The following is a 17,186-nucleotide window of genomic DNA, read 5'->3' as shown; positions in this document are numbered from 1 at the left end:
GACCCCATCACTGTCACACAATAAAGTAATCTGAATATTCAAAGCCGGCCTCGCGCCGGCTTTTGTTTTTATAAGCTTTCCCGGCTGCGTCACTTTCCTTAAGCCGCTATAGTAGCGCGCACCTGTTGACCACTCTGGATGCAATGCATGCTGCGTCTGCCGCTTTTCCGTAATCCGGCCGGAATGGGCCCCATTCTGCGTATTCTGGCCATGCTGCTGCTGGTCCTGTCGCTGTTCATGCTGATTCCGCTGGGCCTTCTGGTTCTGGAGCGTGACGGGCAGATGTGGCCTTTTCTCTGGGCCTTTGCGGTGACCTTCGGTACGGCCGTTGCGGTGATCCTGCTGACCTGGGGTGTGCAGATCGAGCTGCGTCCCCGGCAGATGTTCATCCTGACCACCTCCAGCTGGGTGGTGATGTCGGCCTTTTCCAGCCTGCCCATGCAGTTCGGGGCGCCGCGTCTGTCGATGGCCGATGCGGTGTTTGAATCGGTCTCGGCCATCACCACGACCGGGGCGACCGTACTGGTTGGCATCGAACATCTCTCCGATGGGCTCAAGCTCTGGCGCGGTCTGATGCAGTGGGTCGGCGGGGTCGGGATTATCGTCATGGCCATTGCCGTGCTGCCCTTTCTGCGTGTGGGCGGCATGCGCCTTTTCCAGACCGAATCCTCTGACTGGTCGGACAAGGTATTGCCCCGGGCCGGGACGGTCGCCAAGGCGATCGGGCTGGTGTATGTCGGCTTCACGATCGTCTCGATCATCAGCTACTGGCTGGCCGGCATGCTGCCGCTGGACGCCGTGGTGCACGGCATGACGTCCGTGGCCACCGGCGGCTTTGCCAACTACGACGCCTCCTTCGGCCAATACGCTGACAATCCCATCATTCTCTGGTTGAGCATTCTCTCCATGCTGACCGGAGCGCTGCCCTTTGTGCTCTATATTCGCATGGCGCGTGAGCGTTCGGGCGTGCTCTGGAAGGATCAGCAGGTGAGAGGGCTGCTGGCGTTGCTGATGGTGGTTATCGCGCTATTGACGCTGTATCGGGTAGTGCGTGGCATGGAGTTTTTCGATGCGCTCACCCAGGTGGCCTTCAATGTGGTGTCCGTGGTGACCACGACCGGCTATGCCACGGACGACTACACGGCATGGGGACCATTGTCGGCGGCGGCCTTTTTCTATCTGATTTTTGTGGGCGGCTGTTCGGGGTCGACCAGTGGCGGGATGAAGGTCTTCCGGTTTCAGGTGGGGCTGATCATGCTGGTCAACCAGCTGCGCTATCTGGTGCATGCCAATGGCGTCTTCGTGCAGCGTTATAACGGGCGCGTGCTGACCGAGGACCAGATACGCGGGGTTATCGCCTTTTCCTTCTTCTTCTTCTTTACCGTAGCGGTGCTGGCGCTGGGGCTATCGCTGATGGGGCTGGATCTGATCACGGCGCTTTCCGGCGCGGCCACGGCAGTGGCCAATGTCGGTCCGGGCGTCGGTGACGTGATCGGTCCTGCCGGCAACTTTGCGCCGCTGCCGGATGCGGCCAAGTGGATGCTGAGTATCGGTATGCTGATGGGACGTCTGGAAATCCTGACCGTGCTGGTGCTTTTGACACCGACCTTCTGGCGCAAGTAGCCAATCCCGTCTCGTGCCCTCGACGCAGGGCGCCCCCCTGAACCCTGCCGGCTCGGGCGCCCTCCAGTCTGGTGCTAGAGGGGCTCGCGGCCGGCCCGGTTGAGCACGGGGTTGGCGTACTGACTCAGCCACCAGGGGCGAAGCTCTTCGGGCACCTGTTCAAGGCGCCTTTGGAAGGCCTGTCGATCCGCCGGTGTAATATCGCGGGTGTCGACAAGCTCCGGGGCGTGGCCGGTGGCTTCCAGTGCCAGGTAGTGGCTGGGAAAGAGCGTGTAGTTTTCCAGTACCTGGCGGTCAATCTCCTGGGCGGCGCTGTCGTAGCTGTCCTGATCACCTTCGAGCGGCGCACCAAACACCAGCCTGACACGCCCCTTGTCCCCGGTAATGCCGGCGGCGATGGAGAGAATGTCCTCATAGGCGATCTTTTCATACGCCACGCCGTCGTTGCGCGCCTTGAGCTCGCGCGCCTTTTGCTGATCGCAGGGATCAAATTCGTAGCTGATGGACACCGGCACGATACGCAGCTCGGCAATGGTCTCGCTGACCGGGGCGTCCTTGTCCTTCATGCGCCGGGCCATGCCCAGCATCTTGACGATCGCGCTGTCGGTGCGGTCCACGCCGTTTTTGGCCCGGCCTTCGCGCTGGGCCAGCCAGATCGGATGATTGTCCTCGACAATGGAGTGGCGAATGTAGTTGGACAGCTGCTGATAGGCGGCCAGCATCGCCCGCTTGCCGCGCGCCGAACGGGGCACGATAAAGCTCTTGTTGAGCCGCATGAGATCGGTCACGTAGGGCTTTTGCAGCAGGTTGTCGCCAATGGCAATGCGCACGGTGCTGCGCCCGCTGTGATAGAGCGCGTAATTGACAAACGCCGGGTCAAGGGCAATGTCGCGGTGGTTGCCGATGAAAAGATAGGCCCTTTGATGATCCAGATGCTCCAGACCCTCCACGCTGAAGGTGTTGGTCGTGTTCTGGATCATGCGCGCCATGTAATGGGAGATGTGATTTTGAAAATCCCCCACCGTATGGATATTGCGCACGGCACGCCTGAGCCCGTGGCGCGCCAGTGCGCGTGCCACGCGCGGCGCATATCGGGCCAGCCGGGGTAGCCGGTAGCGCGTAATGGTGTCGATGAATTCATCATTGCGCACCAGGCGCGCCAGCGTGGCCACGACTTCATTATCGTTATAGGGGCGTATGGCCTCGAAATCGTCCACGCTCGGCAGCGCTTCAGGGGAGGTCATCTCGTTTCGCGGGTCGTCAGACGTTTGATTCATGGTGCTGCAGGAGCCGTGGTCGCTTCGCCGCCCAGCCACTGCATCAGTCGCTCGGCAGTATCGCCCAGCACATGGGCCATGAGCGCAAACTCGGTCTCCATCTGCATGACGGGGTTGTCATCGCTGTCGGTGTCATCGATCTCCTTGAGCACGGCATCGGCAAAGCGAATGGACTTGATCGACATGTCTTCCTGTAGCACCAGTGTCATCTGCTCTTCGATATTCAGTGCCAGCTTGCTGGCCTGACGGCCAACGTCCAGTGACATGCGTACCTCTTCACCGTCCGGGTCGATGCTGCGGGCGCGCAGAATGCCGTCATCGCCCTTGGCGCGCAGCTCGATCTGATCGCCCAGAATCACGCCTTCCGGGCGGGTGGTCGGGTCGGTCAGCCAGGTCGTCATGGTGCGTCCGGCCGGCGTCTGCGGCACCAGTGGAATCACCTTGAGCGAGCCCAGCGATTCACGCAGCACGTCGAGGATCTCCTCGGCGCGTTTGGCGCTGGAGGCGTTGATCCCGATCAGGCGGCGTTTCGTGTCCCACCACAGATCCGTGCGGGTCGTGCGGGTAAAGGCGCGTGGCAGCAGTTCCTCGACAATGCGCTCCTTGAGCGCCAGCTTGTCACGTCGGCTGGGCGGGTAGCCCTGCTGGGCGGCCAGCGCCTCGACACGCTCCTCGAGCGTTTCCTTGACCACGGCACTCGGTAACAGCCGCTCCTGGCGCAGCAGCGTCATCAGACGGTGGCCCTGAATTTCATGCACCAGCTGGTCGCCGTGGCGTCCGGCAGGCGCTGACCAGCCCACGCGGCGGGCCTGAGTCTCGGTGACCGGCGCAAAACGATAGGTGTCGAGAGCCTGGGTGAGCTGATCCAGTGACCAGTCCTGCTCATCGTGTAGGCGATAAAGTTGTAAATGCTTGAACCACATAGCGTCCTTTCCTTGAAGGCGCACATTATGTCGAATGGCAGGCGCGGGTGCCAGCGCTGGCACGTTCTGATCCCGTACTCCTGGACTATCCGATAATGATGGCCCTCGATGCGGGGCATGACAGCGCCATTGTCCGCAGGTGTTCGAATCACCGCCGGATTGCATCACTGTCTGCCGGAGAGCGGTGGGGCTGTGGTACAATCCGGGCCAACCAATTGGATCATCCGTGCGCGATCATGTGTGCGTCGTGATTGCATTACGGGTGTTCGCGCCTGAACGCCCCATGGCCCCTGTGGCCGGGGTGTTCAGGCAGCAGGGCTTCTTGAACAGGACCAGGATTTGACGACCCATGGGTGAGATCGCCAGAGAGATTCTGCCAGTCAATATCGAGGACGAGCTGAAGCAGTCGTACCTTGATTACGCGATGAGCGTCATCATCGGTCGAGCGCTGCCCGATGTCAGGGACGGGCTCAAGCCGGTACACCGTCGCGTGCTGTATGCCATGCATGAACTGCGCAACGACTGGAACAAGTCCTATCTGAAATCGGCGCGTGTTGTCGGTGATGTCATCGGTAAGTATCACCCGCACGGTGACAGCGCCGTGTACGACACCATCGTGCGCATGGCCCAGGACTTCTCCATGCGCTACATGCTGGTGGATGGACAGGGCAACTTCGGCTCGATCGACGGCGATAGTGCCGCCGCCATGCGTTACACCGAAGTGCGCATGGCACGACTGTCGCATGAGCTGCTCTCGGATCTGGAAAAGGACACGGTCGACTGGGTCGACAACTATGACGGCACCGAGCGTATCCCCGAGGTGCTGCCAACGCGTGTTCCCAATCTGCTGGTCAACGGTGCCTCCGGCATTGCAGTGGGCATGGCAACCAACGTGCCGCCGCATAACATGGGCGAGGTCATCGACGGCTGTCTGGCGCTGATCGAGGACCATACGCTCAGCATCGATGAGCTGATGGAGTATATTCCCGGCCCGGATTTCCCGACCGCCGGCATCATCAACGGCCGTGCCGGCATTCTGGATGCCTATCGCACCGGCCGTGGGCGTATCCACGTTCGTGCCCGCCATACCGTCGAGCACGATGATCGCACCGGGCGTGATCACATTGTCGTGACCGAGCTTCCCTACCAGGTCAACAAGGCGCGTCTGATCGAAAAGATCGCCGAGCTGGTCAAGGAAAAGCGCATCGAGGGCATCGCCGAGCTGCGTGACGAGTCCGACAAGGATGGTCTGCGCGTTGTCATCGAGACCCGTCGTGGCGAGTCCGGTGATGTGGTGGTCAATAACCTCTTCTCCCAGACCCAGCTTGAGACCGTGTTCGGGATCAACGTGGTGGCTCTGGAAGGCGGCCAGCCCAAAACGCTCAACCTCAAGCAGCTGCTGGAAGCCTTCGTTCGCCACCGCCGCGAAGTGGTGACCCGGCGCACGCTCTATGAGCTGAAAAAGGCCAGGGAGCGTGGCCACATTCTTGAAGGCCTGACGGTCGCCATCTCCAACATCGATGAAGTGATCGAGCTGATCAAGGCCTCGCCCAACGCGGCCGAGGCGAAGGAAAAGCTGATCGCGCGTGACTGGCAGCCGGGTCAGGTCATCGACATGCTGGACCGCGCCGGCGCGACCTCCTGCAAGCCCGATGATCTCGAAGAGAGCTGTGGACTGTCGGAGGATCGCGGTCGCTATCAGCTGTCGGCTGCTCAGGCTCAGGCCATTCTGGAGCTGCGTCTGCACCGGCTGACCGGGCTTGAGACCGAAAAGCTGCTCGATGAGTACAAGGGTATCCTGGATACCATCGCCGAGCTGACCCGAATCCTTTCATCCGCCGACCGCCTGATGGAAGTCATTCGTGAAGAGCTGGAAGCCGTACGCGATCAGTATCGCGACAAGCGTCGCACCGAGATTCAGAACAGCCGTCGTGATCTCACAATGGAAGATCTGATCGCGGCCGAGGATATGGTGGTGACCATTTCTCGCAGCGGCTATGCCAAGACTCAGCCGCTGTCCGACTATCAGGCCCAGAAGCGTGGCGGGCGCGGCAAGTCGGCGACCAGCATGAAGGATGAGGATGTCATCGAGCATCTGCTGGTGGCCTCGACTCACGACACCGTGCTGCTCTTCTCCGATCGTGGCAAGGTCTACTGGCTCAAGGTTTATGAGATGCCGCAGGCCTCGCGCGGCTCGCGTGGCCGACCGCTGGTCAATCTGCTGTCGCTGGATGAGGGCGAGTGGATTACCGCGATCCTGCCGGTCAAGGAGTATCGCGACGACAGCTATATCTTCTTTGCTACCGCCAACGGCACGGTCAAGCGCACCACGCTGGATCAGTTCTCGCGTCCGCGCAGTGCCGGTCTGATCGCGCTGGATCTGGATGAAGGGGACCGCCTGGTGGGCGCTGCCATTACGTCGGGTAGCGATCATGCCATCCTGCTGTCCTCCAACGGCAAGGCGATCCGCTTTGACGAAAACGACGTGCGTGCCATGGGCCGTACGGCGCGCGGCGTCAGAGGGATGCGACTGTTGGGCGATGCCCGGGTGATCAGCCTGATCATTCCCAGCAGCACCACCATCGATGAAGGTGCCGATGATGAGAGCGAGGTGGCGTCCAGCCAGATCAGTGAAGGGCAGTGCTATATCCTGACGGCCTCCATCAATGGCTACGGCAAGCGGACCCGACTCGAGGAGTTCCCGCTGCGCGGGCGTGGCGGGCAGGGCGTGATCGCCATGCAGACCACGGCGCGTAACGGCGCACTGGTAGCTGCCATCCAGGTCGGTGACAGCGATGAGATGATGATGATCTCCGATCGGGGCACGCTGGTCCGTACTCGCGTCAGCGAGGTCTCCATCAGCTCGCGTAACACCCAGGGCGTCACCCTGATCCGGACCGTCAAGGGTGAAAGCCTGGTCTCCACGGTGCGCCTTGATGAGCTGGAAAAGGACGATGAGGCGTTTGCCGAGGAGGAAGCCCTGGACGAGGATGCTGATCAGTCCCCGGCTGCCACCGATGACGGCGATGCCGATTCGGCCCGCGAAGACTAGAACCATCGGCGCCTTTCATGGAAAGGCGCCGTTATTTTTTCAAGCCTGTCGAGACCTGACATGACCCGACATTTCAACTTCTGTTCCGGCCCCGCCACGCTGCCCACCGCCGTGCTTGAGCGCGCACGCGATGAGATGCTCGATTTTGAAGGGCGTGGCCTTTCCGTCATGGAGATGAGTCATCGCAGTGAGGCCTTTATCGCCGTCGCGGAACGTGCCGAGGCCAATCTGCGTGAACTGATGCAGGTGCCGGACAACTACAGCGTGCTGTTCATGCAGGGCGGTGCCACGCAGCAGTTCGGGTGTGTGCCGTTTAACCTGCTGGGGCAGGGCGGTCGTGGCAATTACCTGGATACCGGCATCTGGTCGCAGAAGGCCCTGAAGGAAGGTCGGCATCTGGGCGATGCCCATCTGGTCGCCTCGGCCGAAGGCAACGGCTATACCGCCGTGCCCGGTCAGGAGGCACTGGCGCTGTCCAGTGATGCCGCCTATCTGCACTACTGCGATAACGAGACCATCGGCGGGCTGCAGATGGATTACGTCCCGCAGGCCGATGTACCGCTGGTCTGTGACATGTCCTCCTCGATTCTGTCGCGCTCGGTGGATGTGTCGAAATTCGGCGTGATCTATGCCGGGGCGCAGAAGAACATCGGCCCGGCCGGTATCGTGATTGTCATCGTGCGCAACGATCTGCTGGGGCGTGCTCGCCGGGAGACACCTTCCATGCTCAACTGGAAGGCGTTTGCCGATAACGGCTCCATGCTCAATACGCCGGCCACCTATGCCTGGTATCTGTCGGGTCTGGTGTTTGAATGGCTCAAGGCGCAGGGCGGGGTAGATGCCATCGAGAAGGTCAACCGTCGCAAGGCGCAAAAGCTCTATGACGCCATCGACACCAGCGGCTTCTATTCCAATCCGATCGCTACGGCCAATCGCTCGCTGACCAATGTGCCCTTCGTGCTCGGTGATGAGTCGCTCAACAAAACGTTCCTTGCCGAGTCCGAGGCCGCAGGGCTGCTGACGCTCAAGGGGCATCGTAGTGTGGGTGGTATGCGTGCCAGCCTTTATAACGCCATGCCGGAAGAGGGCGTTGATCGACTGGTGTCCTTCATGCAGGACTTCGAGCGTCGCTACGGGTAGAACACATGACGGATCAGCCTTCATCCCATGATAATAGCGGTCAGGACGTGGATCTTGGCGCCCTGCGGGACCGCATCGATACGCTGGACCAGCAGATTCTTGACCTGATCAGTGAGCGGGCGGCCTGTGCCCAGCAGGTCGCGCACGTCAAGCTGGCCGAAGACCCCCAGGCGCTGTTTTATCGCCCCGAGCGCGAAGCCCAGGTCCTCAAGCGCATCATGGCCCTCAACAAGGGGCCGCTGCCCGGCGAGGAGATGGCGCGTCTTTTCCGTGAGATCATGTCGGCCTGTCTGGCGCTGGAAAAGCCGGTGCGCGCGGCCTATCTCGGCCCGGAGGGAACCTTTACCCAGCAGGCCGCGCTCAAGCACTTTGGTGACAGCGCTGTCTGTACGCCGCTGCCGGCCATCGATGAGGTCTTTCGCGAGGTCGAGGCGGGCGCTGCCAACTATGGCGTTGTTCCGGTAGAAAACTCGACCGAGGGCGTGGTCAACCATACGCTGGACTCCTTCATGGATACCTCACTGCGTATCTGCGGTGAGGTGGTACTGCGCATTCATCACCACCTGCTGGTCGGCAGCAACACGCGTCGGGACAAGGTGTCGCGCATCTATTCCCATTCGCAGTCGCTGGCGCAGTGCCGCAAGTGGCTGGACGCGCATTATCCGCACGCCGAGCGCGTGGCGGTCTCTTCCAATGCCGAAGCGGCTCGTCGGGTCAAGAGCGAGTGGCATACCGCCGCCATCGCCGGTGACATGGCCGCGCGGCTTTACGGCCTGGAGCGCCTCGAGGAAAAGATCGAGGACATGCCGGACAATTCGACGCGCTTTTTGATCATCGGCAACCAGGACGTACCGCAAAGCGGTGAGGACAAGACGTCACTGGTGGCGTCCATGCGCAACCAGCCTGGCGCCCTGCACGATCTGCTGGAACCCTTCCATCGTCATCACGTCGATATGACGCGTCTGGAGAGTCGGCCGTCACGTCACGGTCTCTGGAACTATGTCTTCTTTATTGACTTCAAGGGGCATCAGGAAGAGCCGCGGGTTCAGGCCGCGCTGGAAGAAGTGCGACTGCGCGCCGCCGATGTCCGGGTACTGGGGTCCTATCCGGTAGGTGTGCTTTGAGCGAGCAGGACATTTCGAAGACGCCGTCCGTATTGTCAGAAGAGCCGGGTATTCTGGTGATCGGACTGGGATTGATCGGTGGTTCGTTGCTGGCGGCCCTGCGTGATGCCGGCTATGCGGGTCGCTGTTTTGGCGTGGATCTCAACCCCAACGAGGTCTCGCTGGGGCAGCGCATGGGGTTGATTGATGACGGTGGCCCGGATCTGGCAGCGTTTTTACCCTATGTTTCGCTGATCGTACTGGCCGTGCCGGTCATGGCCATTGCCCCGGTCATGGCGCAGCTGAGTCAGCTGCGCCGCCACGGGCAGGTCGTGACCGATGTGGGCAGTACCAAATCGGCCATTCGCGATCAGATCCGATCGGCTCTGGGCCGGGTGCCGAACTGGCTGGTGCTGGGACATCCCATCGCCGGGGCCGAAAAAAGCGGCGTCGAGGCGGCCAACCCGACGCTCTATCAGCATCATCGCGTCATTGTCACGCCTGAAGTCGATACCGACCCGGAAGCGCTGCGTCGCATCGAGAGTCTTTGGCGCACCTGTGGCGCCCACATCGAACGATTGACGGTCGAGCGCCACGATGAGGTGCTGGCCCGTACCAGCCACCTGCCGCACCTGCTGGCCTTTTCACTGGTTAATACGCTGGCGCGTCAGGATGATCGGCTGGATATCTTTCGCTACGCCGCCGGCGGCTTTCGTGATTTTACCCGCATCGCCGGCAGTGATCCGGTCATGTGGCGCGACATTTACCTTGCCAATCGGGAAGCCGTCCTTGAGGCGCTTGCCGAGTTCGAGGCCGGCGTCAGCGAACTGCGCACTGCCGTGGCAGGTGGTGACAGTGATGCCATGCTGGGCATCTTTTCCCGCGCGAGCCACGCGCGACATTATTTCGACAGATTACTCAGCCAGAAGAGCTATCAGGTCATGGAAACCAGAAACGTTATGTACCGCGCGAGCGCCGGTGGGCAGGTCAGGGGCAATATCCGCGTGCCCGGCGACAAATCGATGTCGCATCGCTCCATTATGCTGGGGGCGCTGGCCGAAGGCGTGACGACCGTCGAAGGGTTTCTCGAAGGTGAGGACAGTCTGGCCACGCTGCAGGCCTTTCGTGAAATGGGCGTTGCGATTGAAGGGCCTCAGGCCGGCCGCGTGGTCATCCACGGTGTCGGCCTTCACGGGCTGAAACAGCCAAAGGGTGCGCTGTATCTGGGCAACTCCGGTACCAGCATGCGCCTGTTTGCCGGACTCATGGCCGGACAGTCATTTGACGTCACTCTGACCGGGGATGATTCGCTCAATCGCCGCCCTATGGGGCGTGTGGCGGATCCGCTGCGACTGATGGGCGCCGTCATCGATACCGGTGAAGGCGGTCGTCCGCCGCTGACCATACGCGGTGGTCAGCGCCTGGCCGGCATCGATTACGATCTCCCCATGGCCAGCGCCCAGGTCAAGTCATGCCTGCTGCTGGCCGGCATGTATGCCACCGGCGCGACCAGCGTGCGTGAACCGGCGCCGACCCGCGATCACACCGAGCGCATGCTCACCGCTTTTGGCTACCCGGTCACGCGTCACGAGGACGTCGCTCACATCGAAGGCGGTGGCAGCCTCACGGGCGGTTTCATCGATGTGCCGGCAGACATCTCTTCGGCGGCCTTCTTTCTGGTCGCGGCGTCCATTACGCCCGGCGCGGATCTAACGCTTGAGCATGTCGGGATCAACCCGACCCGGATCGGCGTCATCAACATCCTTCGTGAGATGGGTGCCAGCATCGAGCTGCTCAATGAGCGCAAGGTCAGCGGCGAGCCGGTTGCCGACCTGCGTGTGCGTCATGCCGAGCTGCACGGCATCGATATCCCGGCCGATCAGGTGCCGCTGGCCATCGATGAGTTCCCGGTGCTCTTTATTGCGGCCGCCAATGCACGTGGCACCACGCGCCTTCGGGATGCGCTTGAGCTGCGGGTCAAGGAGTCCGATCGCATCAAGGCCATGGCCGACGGTCTGGAAGTGCTGGGCGTGGTCAATACCGTGGTGGAAGACGGCATCGATATCGTGGGTGGCCGCTACCAGGGTGGCGAGGTTGAAAGCCTGGGCGATCATCGTATTGCGATGGCCTTCGCGGTGGCTGCCCTGCGCGCCGAAGGCGATATCACCATTCGTGACTGCGCCAACGTGGCGACATCATTTCCCAACTTTCCTGCACTGGCCGGTGACGTCGGTATGCAGGTCGAGGTTGTTTCGGAGGGCGCATGAGTCAGCAGACAGACACGGCAGTCATCGCCATCGACGGCCCGGGCGGGGCAGGCAAGGGCACCATCAGTCGGCTGGTGGCTCAGGATCTGGGCTGGCATCTGCTGGATTCCGGCGCGCTTTATCGCCTGACGGCGCTGGCAGCCATGCGTCGTGAGATCGACATGACCAATGCCGCCGCCCTTGAATCGGTCGCGCGTGAACTGGATGTCATCTTCGTCAGTGAAGGCGAGCATACGCGCATTATGCTGGAAGGCGAGGATGTCAGTACTGACATTCGCAATGAGCATGTTGGCGGGTGCGCCTCACAGGTGGCATCGATCACCGGCGTGCGTGAGGCACTGCTGGCGCGTCAGCGTGAGTTTGCCAAAATGCCGGGGCTGGTGGCAGATGGTCGAGACATGGGAACCGTGGTCTTTCCCGAGGCGCCGCTCAAGATATTCCTGACCGCCAGTGCCGAGGAACGGGCAAGAAGACGGCATGATCAGTTGCGAGAGGCCGGACAACATGCTAGCCTTTCGAGCCTTTTAAAGGAGATAGAGGCTCGGGACGCGCGTGACATGCAGCGAACGGTGGCGCCATTAAAGCCTGCCGAGGATGCGGTCACCATCGACACGACCGAGCTTTCGATCCCGGATGTCGTGGCACGCATTGAAGCACTTCTCTCCCTGCGTGGTTTGAAAAGCCCGCAATGAGCGCCTGAATTTCCGGAGGCCCCGGCAAGACGTCATGGGGTGGCAGCGGTCAACATCTGTAAACCCTGCCACGTCTAACCAGCGTTAACGTCCCCGGGGAGTTTGTCATTGGCCCGCGCTTGCTGGTGGCGTGGAGAATGCAACCGTCCTGGTTGCTTTTTGTTGATCACTATAGGAATACCATGAGCGAAAGCTTTGCAGAACTGTTTGAACAGTCTCTTCAGGACATCAACATGGAACCCGGTGCCATTGTCATGGCGACCGTGGTGGACATTGAAGGTGACTGGATCACTGTCAACGCCGGGCTGAAATCCGAAGGGCAGATCCCTGCGGCGCAGTTCCGTAGCGACAACGGTGAACTGACCATCAGTGTCGGCGATGAAGTCAAGGTTGCGCTGGAAGCCGTGGAAGACGGTTTCGGTGAGACGCGCCTGTCTCGCGAAAAGGCCAAGCGTGCCGAAGCCTGGAAGGAACTGGAAGCAGCCTTCGAGGAAAACGAAGTCGTCAAGGGCGTGATCAACGGAAAGGTCAAGGGCGGTTTCACCGTCGATGTCAATTCCATCCGTGCCTTCCTCCCGGGCTCGCTCGTCGATGTCCGACCGGTTCGCGACACCGCGCACCTGGAGAACAAGGAACTCGACTTCAAGGTCATCAAGCTTGATGCGAAGCGCAACAACGTTGTTGTTTCTCGTCGTGCGGTACTTGAAGCCGAAAACAGTGCCGAGCGTGAAGCGTTGCTCGCGACACTGCAGGAAGGCCAGCAGATCAATGGTATCGTCAAGAACCTGACCGATTACGGCGCCTTCGTTGATCTGGGCGGCGTTGACGGCCTGCTCCACATCACCGATATGGCCTGGAAGCGCATCAAGCATCCGAGCGAAATCGTGGCCGTGGGCGACGAGATCAATGTCAAGGTGCTGAAGTTTGACCGCGAGCGCAACCGCGTATCGCTGGGTCTGAAGCAGCTGGGCGAAGATCCGTGGGTCAACATCAAGAATCGTTATCCCGAAGGCACCAAGGTCAACGCTCGCGTGACCAATCTGACCGACTACGGCTGCTTTGCCGAGCTGGAAGAGGGTGTTGAAGGTCTGGTTCACGTCTCCGAAATGGACTGGACCAACAAGAACATCCATCCGTCCAAGGTCGTTCAGGTCGGTGATGATGTTGAAGTCATGGTGCTGGATATCGACGAAGAACGTCGTCGTATCTCGCTGGGCATCAAGCAGTGCACGTCCAATCCGTGGGAAGACTTCAGCTCGCGCTTTGCCAAGGGCGATCGTGTCTCCGGTACCATCAAGTCGATCACCGACTTCGGTATCTTCATCGGTCTGGACGGCAGCATTGACGGTCTGGTGCACCTCTCCGACATCTCCTGGAACGAGACCGGTGAAGAAGCCGTTCGCCGCTATCGCAAGGGCGAAGAAGCAGAAGCTGTCATCCTGTCGATCGATCCGGAACGTGAGCGCATCTCGCTGGGCATCAAGCAGCTTGAAAGCGATCCGATGTCCGAGTATCTGGCGGTCAACGACAAGGGTGCCATGGTATCCGGTCGTGTCACCGAAGTTGACGCCCGTGAAGCCTACGTGGAACTGGCAACTGACGTCATCGCCGTGCTCAAGGCTTCCGAGATCAGCAATGACCGCGTTGAAGATGCACGCACCGTGATCAATGAAGGCGACAGCGTTGAAGCGCGCATCGTTGGCGTTGATCGCAAGAACCGCGTCATCAACCTGTCCATTCGCGCCAAGGATCAGGACGAGACTCGTCAGAACATGCGCAACATGCGTGAGCAGGAGACCGAGACTTCCGGTCCGACCACTATCGGTGACCTGATCAAGCAGCAGATGAATCAGGACTGATAACACGCTGGTGGCCATCACTGGATGGCCGCTGTGGTATGTTCAGATACATGAATGACACTGTCGTCAGCAGGATCAGCCCTGCTGGCGACAATGTTGAAATCACGGATTTAATCGCCCCTGGTCATTCAGGGAGACGGAGGTAACATGCAGGTCGTCAGCTCACTCAAGTCAGCCAAGACTCGCCACAAGGATTGCCAGGTCGTCAAGCGCCGCGGTCGCGTTTACGTTATCTGCAAATCCAACCCGCGCTTCAAGGCCGTTCAGGGCCGTCCGAAGTCCAAGCGTTAATGCCACAGGCATGATCGGATACTCTCGGGTATCGACGCAAAAGGCCCCCAATGATGCATTGGGGGCCTTTTTTATATCCTGGTACTGTTTTTATGCCATGGGGCTGCATGACCGCCCAATCAAAAGGTTCATCCACTGGATGGGCCTTTCTGCCTTCAAGAATCAATAAGGCTGTCCATCAGCGCTGATCGTTGCGCTTTTCGATGGTCTTGCGATAGTTATCGATGAAGGGTTTTTCTGCCTTGTCGATACGATCCATGCCGGCCACGACCCGGTGCCAGTACGGATAAAGGGGCGCCGGACGTGTCGCCTCTTCAATGCGATCGATGTCCTCCTGATCGAGTGTCATCTCGGTGGCGGCCAGATTATCCTGGAGATGCTCTTCATTGCGCGCGCCGATGATCAGGGAAGTCACGCCCGGGCGATCCTTGAGCCATGCCAGGCAGGTACGGGGGATCGAGGCGTTGTGCTTCTCACCGATTTCGGCCAGAAGCTCGATGATGTCGTAGGCACGCTCCATGTCATGGATGTAGGGCTCGGGCCAGTCATTGCCCTGACGGGTGCCTTCCGGCGCCTTCTGGCCACGACGTACCTTGCCATTAAAGACGCCTTCTCCCAGCGGTCCCCAGACCAGTGTGCCAACGTTCTGATCGATGGCCAGCGGCATCAGCTCATATTCGGCTTCACGTGCCTCGGGCGTGTAGTAGATCTGCTGGCTGATTGGCTGTACCAGGTTGTGCAGCTCGGCCTTGCCGATGGTTTTCATCATCTGCCAGCCGGTAAAGTTGGAGGTGCCGTAGTAGCGAATCTTGCCGCTTTGTACCAGATGATCGAGGGCGTAAAGCATCTCTTCGACAGGCGTGACGCCGTCCCAGTTATGCATCTGATAAAGATCGATATGATTGGTGCCCAGGCGCTTGAGGCTCGCCTCACAGGCATTGATCAGATGATAGCGCGAAAACCCGCTGTGATTGGGGTTGTCGCCCATCGGGCTTCTCGCCTTGGAGGCGAGAATAATGTCATTGCGCTTGTCACCCAGGGCGCGGCCGACCAGCTCTTCGGCCTCACCCATGGAGTAGAGATCTGCGGTATCGATCAGGTTAACGCCGGCATCCAGGGCGATATCGAACTGGCGTCGGGCGCCATCGACATCAACGCTGGCTGCCTTTTCAAAGCCACCGCTGCCACCAAAGGGCACGGTGCCCAGCACCATTTCAGAAACCAGCAGACCGGAGTTGCCAAGCGGACGATATTTCATGTGAAAGCTTCCCTGTTTTCCGAACAAAACCATTGGATGGTTGGTCGAGTCACAAGCCTGGCAGATCAGATCGGAGCGACAAGCCGTCAATGGTTAACCTGAGAGAAGGCCCTGCGATAAAGGCACGAGATGTGGAAAGGGCGCCGCTCACGCCGGGTTATTGGCCTGGCTGACGCCCACCCCGGCAGGGAGGGCGTTATCATGAGCCAGGATTTAAACCGCTCTATAGCCGGGCGCGCCATTCTTTCGCAAGCCGACAGAGCGTCACTCGCTGCGACGCTCGCGCAGCTCATCAAGCACCAGCGCAAAAAAGCCACGAATTTCCTGAAGTCTGGGTCGGGCATCGTGGATGAGGGTATCCATCGACTCCAGCTCGCGCTTCTGGGTTTCTCGTGAGGCAAGTTCGGCCCTGATTTCCGCGATCAGCTCGGCGGAGTCGTTCAGCATGGCCTCGAGCTCGGCCGTTGACGTGCTCTCAATATGATGTTCGATACTCATGGCCTTATCCCGTCACAGCAGTAATGGCGATCAGTGTTGCAGGCAGCGCAATAAAAGCGCCCAGTACCCAGGCGGCGGCCAGCGCTTTTCGCTCGGCGGCCAGCTCTCCCAGCTTCAGTGCTCCCTTGACGGGCAGCTGTCGTAAAAACGGCAGGCCGCCAATAATGAGCATGGCAAAAAGATTGAAGAAAAGATGCACCAGGGCAATTTCCAGCGCCAGTATGGCATTGGCACCGCCGATTGCCGTAGCGGCGAGCAGCGCGGTAAAGGTGGTGCCGATGTTACTGCCGATCGTGAAGGGATAGATCTGCCTCAGGGTAAAGGTGCCCGAACCCGCAAGCGGCACCATCAGGCTGGTGGTGGTCGAGGATGACTGCACCAGAAGCGTGACAAGGGCGCCGGAGGTGACGCCGCTGACCGGACCGCGGCCAATGGCGTTGTTCATGATGCGTTTGGCGCGCCCGACCATCAGACCCTTCAGAAGTTTGCCAATGTAGCGGATGGACAGAAAGATCGCCGCGATTCCCACCGCGATCATCACGATACCGCTCAAAACGGTCGGCAGCATTGAGGCAAGATGCTCTACCGTGCCGGTGACGGGGTCCGTCGCCATATCTATCAGGTTGGCATTATCGATGGACAGGTTGGCATCACCGTAAAAGATCACGGCGGCCTGCTCGGCCAGACGCTCAAGGGGACTAAAGAGGATCTCCAGAGGCAGGAGAATGACGACCGCGAGGAAGTTGAAAAAGTCGTGTACGGTAGCCGCGGCGAAGGCGCGTCGGAATTCGTCCTTGTTGCGTACGTGACCCAGGCTTACCAGCGTGTTCGTCATCGTGGTGCCGATATTGGCGCCCATCACCATCGGCACCGCAATCGCGACCGGCAGACCTCCTGCCACCATGGCCACAATGATGGAGGTCACTGTTGATGAGGACTGAATCAGCGAGGTGGCCATGATGCCCACCATCAGCCCCACGAAGGGATTTGTCGCAAAATTGAAAAGCTGCTCGGCATGATCGCCCGTAGCCGTACTAAAGCCGTCGCCAATTACCGATACCGCACAAATAAGGCAGTAAATCAGCAGTAAAAGCGTAAGCCATCGTCTTGTGCGCCCGCCTTGTTGGGCGCTTTCATCATGGTAATCAGTGGCCTGATCAGCCATGCCTTTTGTCGCTTCGGTCATCGTCTTTGCCTCGTTAG

13 protein-coding genes are annotated in these 17,186 nt (G+C 60.1%); 8 read left to right on the top strand and 5 right to left on the bottom strand.

Translation table 11 applies throughout. From position 1 onward, the window contains the following. Positions 1-138 precede the first annotated feature (138 nt). Positions 139-1,623 (top strand): TrkH family potassium uptake protein, encoded by a 1,485-nt coding sequence (locus C8D72_RS05840; RefSeq protein WP_425453257.1) that lies wholly within the window; start codon positions 139-141, stop codon positions 1,621-1,623. A gap of 74 nt (positions 1,624-1,697) precedes the next feature. On the opposite strand, the gene C8D72_RS05835 is transcribed toward C8D72_RS05840, so the two are convergent. Further along, entirely contained in the window at positions 1,698-2,867 is a 1,170-nt protein-coding gene (locus C8D72_RS05835) for a 1-acyl-sn-glycerol-3-phosphate acyltransferase (protein ID WP_115853398.1), read from the bottom strand. Between the two features lie 29 nt (positions 2,868-2,896). Continuing rightward, positions 2,897-3,823, bottom strand: a complete 927-nt coding sequence (locus C8D72_RS05830; RefSeq protein WP_115853397.1) for a recombination-associated protein RdgC — start codon at positions 3,821-3,823, stop codon at positions 2,897-2,899. A gap of 349 nt (positions 3,824-4,172) precedes the next feature. Here C8D72_RS05830 and gyrA point away from each other — a divergent pair, with 349 nt between their 5' ends. The 7 genes from gyrA to ykgO all read left to right on the top strand — a co-directional run bounded on the left by gyrA (position 4,173) and on the right by ykgO (position 14,227). Continuing rightward, entirely contained in the window at positions 4,173-6,875 is a 2,703-nt protein-coding gene (gene gyrA / locus C8D72_RS05825) for a DNA gyrase subunit A (RefSeq protein WP_115853396.1), read from the top strand. A gap of 60 nt (positions 6,876-6,935) precedes the next feature. Beyond that, positions 6,936-8,015, top strand: a complete 1,080-nt coding sequence (gene serC, locus C8D72_RS05820) for a 3-phosphoserine/phosphohydroxythreonine transaminase (RefSeq protein ID WP_115853395.1) — start codon at positions 6,936-6,938, stop codon at positions 8,013-8,015. A 5-nt stretch (positions 8,016-8,020) separates the two neighbouring features. Then, complete coding sequence (pheA, locus tag C8D72_RS05815; protein ID WP_115853394.1) at positions 8,021-9,139, top strand: prephenate dehydratase; 1,119 nt, start codon at positions 8,021-8,023, stop codon at positions 9,137-9,139. Continuing rightward, positions 9,136-11,385, top strand: coding sequence for a bifunctional prephenate dehydrogenase/3-phosphoshikimate 1-carboxyvinyltransferase (locus C8D72_RS05810; RefSeq protein ID WP_245955160.1), 2,250 nt, complete (start codon positions 9,136-9,138; stop codon positions 11,383-11,385). Before pheA ends, C8D72_RS05810 begins: the two co-directional genes overlap by 4 nt. Beyond that, the gene (gene cmk / locus C8D72_RS05805; protein WP_115853392.1) at positions 11,382-12,077 is read left to right on the top strand and encodes a (d)CMP kinase; all 696 of its coding nucleotides are present in this window, start codon (positions 11,382-11,384) and stop codon (positions 12,075-12,077) included. Before C8D72_RS05810 ends, cmk begins: the two co-directional genes overlap by 4 nt. A gap of 182 nt (positions 12,078-12,259) precedes the next feature. Beyond that, the gene (gene rpsA, locus C8D72_RS05800; RefSeq protein ID WP_115853391.1) at positions 12,260-13,936 is read left to right on the top strand and encodes a 30S ribosomal protein S1; all 1,677 of its coding nucleotides are present in this window, start codon (positions 12,260-12,262) and stop codon (positions 13,934-13,936) included. 147 nt (positions 13,937-14,083) lie between these two features. Beyond that, on the top strand, positions 14,084-14,227 hold the full coding sequence (ykgO, locus tag C8D72_RS05795; RefSeq protein WP_115853390.1) for a type B 50S ribosomal protein L36: 144 nt from the start codon (positions 14,084-14,086) through the stop codon (positions 14,225-14,227). A gap of 178 nt (positions 14,228-14,405) precedes the next feature. Here ykgO and C8D72_RS05790 read toward each other — a convergent pair whose 3' ends face one another. From C8D72_RS05790 to C8D72_RS05780, 3 genes are all read right to left on the bottom strand, one after another. After that, on the bottom strand, positions 14,406-15,485 hold the full coding sequence (locus C8D72_RS05790; RefSeq protein ID WP_115853389.1) for an aldo/keto reductase: 1,080 nt from the start codon (positions 15,483-15,485) through the stop codon (positions 14,406-14,408). Positions 15,486-15,749: 264 nt separating this feature from the next. Then, positions 15,750-15,983: a hypothetical protein gene (locus tag C8D72_RS05785; RefSeq protein WP_115853388.1), complete on the bottom strand. Its 234-nt coding sequence runs from the start codon at positions 15,981-15,983 to the stop codon at positions 15,750-15,752. A 4-nt stretch (positions 15,984-15,987) separates the two neighbouring features. Beyond that, positions 15,988-17,169: a Na/Pi cotransporter family protein gene (locus C8D72_RS05780; RefSeq protein WP_115853387.1), complete on the bottom strand. Its 1,182-nt coding sequence runs from the start codon at positions 17,167-17,169 to the stop codon at positions 15,988-15,990. Positions 17,170-17,186: the final 17 nt, after the last annotated feature.

Source organism: Kushneria indalinina DSM 14324 (genome assembly GCF_003385845.1).
Taxonomy (GTDB): domain Bacteria; phylum Pseudomonadota; class Gammaproteobacteria; order Pseudomonadales; family Halomonadaceae; genus Kushneria; species Kushneria indalinina.
The sequence above is the reverse complement of the archived record's forward strand: the minus strand, read 5'-3'. Positions and strand labels throughout refer to the sequence as shown.

What these genes read in the sequence shown, in the direction of transcription:
- pheA (WP_115853394.1), top strand. Translation starts at nt 8,021, where the DNA reads ATGACGGATCAGCCTTCATCCCATGATAATAGCGGTCAGGACGTGGAT.
- gyrA (WP_115853396.1), top strand. Translation starts at nt 4,173, where the DNA reads ATGGGTGAGATCGCCAGAGAGATTCTGCCAGTCAATATCGAGGACGAG.
- C8D72_RS05790 (WP_115853389.1), bottom strand. Translation starts at nt 15,485, where the DNA reads ATGAAATATCGTCCGCTTGGCAACTCCGGTCTGCTGGTTTCTGAAATG.
- serC (WP_115853395.1), top strand. Translation starts at nt 6,936, where the DNA reads ATGACCCGACATTTCAACTTCTGTTCCGGCCCCGCCACGCTGCCCACC.
- C8D72_RS05835 (WP_115853398.1), bottom strand. Translation starts at nt 2,867, where the DNA reads ATGACCTCCCCTGAAGCGCTGCCGAGCGTGGACGATTTCGAGGCCATA.
- C8D72_RS05780 (WP_115853387.1), bottom strand. Translation starts at nt 17,169, where the DNA reads ATGACCGAAGCGACAAAAGGCATGGCTGATCAGGCCACTGATTACCAT.
- cmk (WP_115853392.1), top strand. Translation starts at nt 11,382, where the DNA reads ATGAGTCAGCAGACAGACACGGCAGTCATCGCCATCGACGGCCCGGGC.
- rpsA (WP_115853391.1), top strand. Translation starts at nt 12,260, where the DNA reads ATGAGCGAAAGCTTTGCAGAACTGTTTGAACAGTCTCTTCAGGACATC.
- C8D72_RS05830 (WP_115853397.1), bottom strand. Translation starts at nt 3,823, where the DNA reads ATGTGGTTCAAGCATTTACAACTTTATCGCCTACACGATGAGCAGGAC.
- C8D72_RS05840 (WP_425453257.1), top strand. Translation starts at nt 139, where the DNA reads ATGCAATGCATGCTGCGTCTGCCGCTTTTCCGTAATCCGGCCGGAATG.
- C8D72_RS05785 (WP_115853388.1), bottom strand. Translation starts at nt 15,983, where the DNA reads ATGAGTATCGAACATCATATTGAGAGCACGTCAACGGCCGAGCTCGAG.
- ykgO (WP_115853390.1), top strand. Translation starts at nt 14,084, where the DNA reads ATGCAGGTCGTCAGCTCACTCAAGTCAGCCAAGACTCGCCACAAGGAT.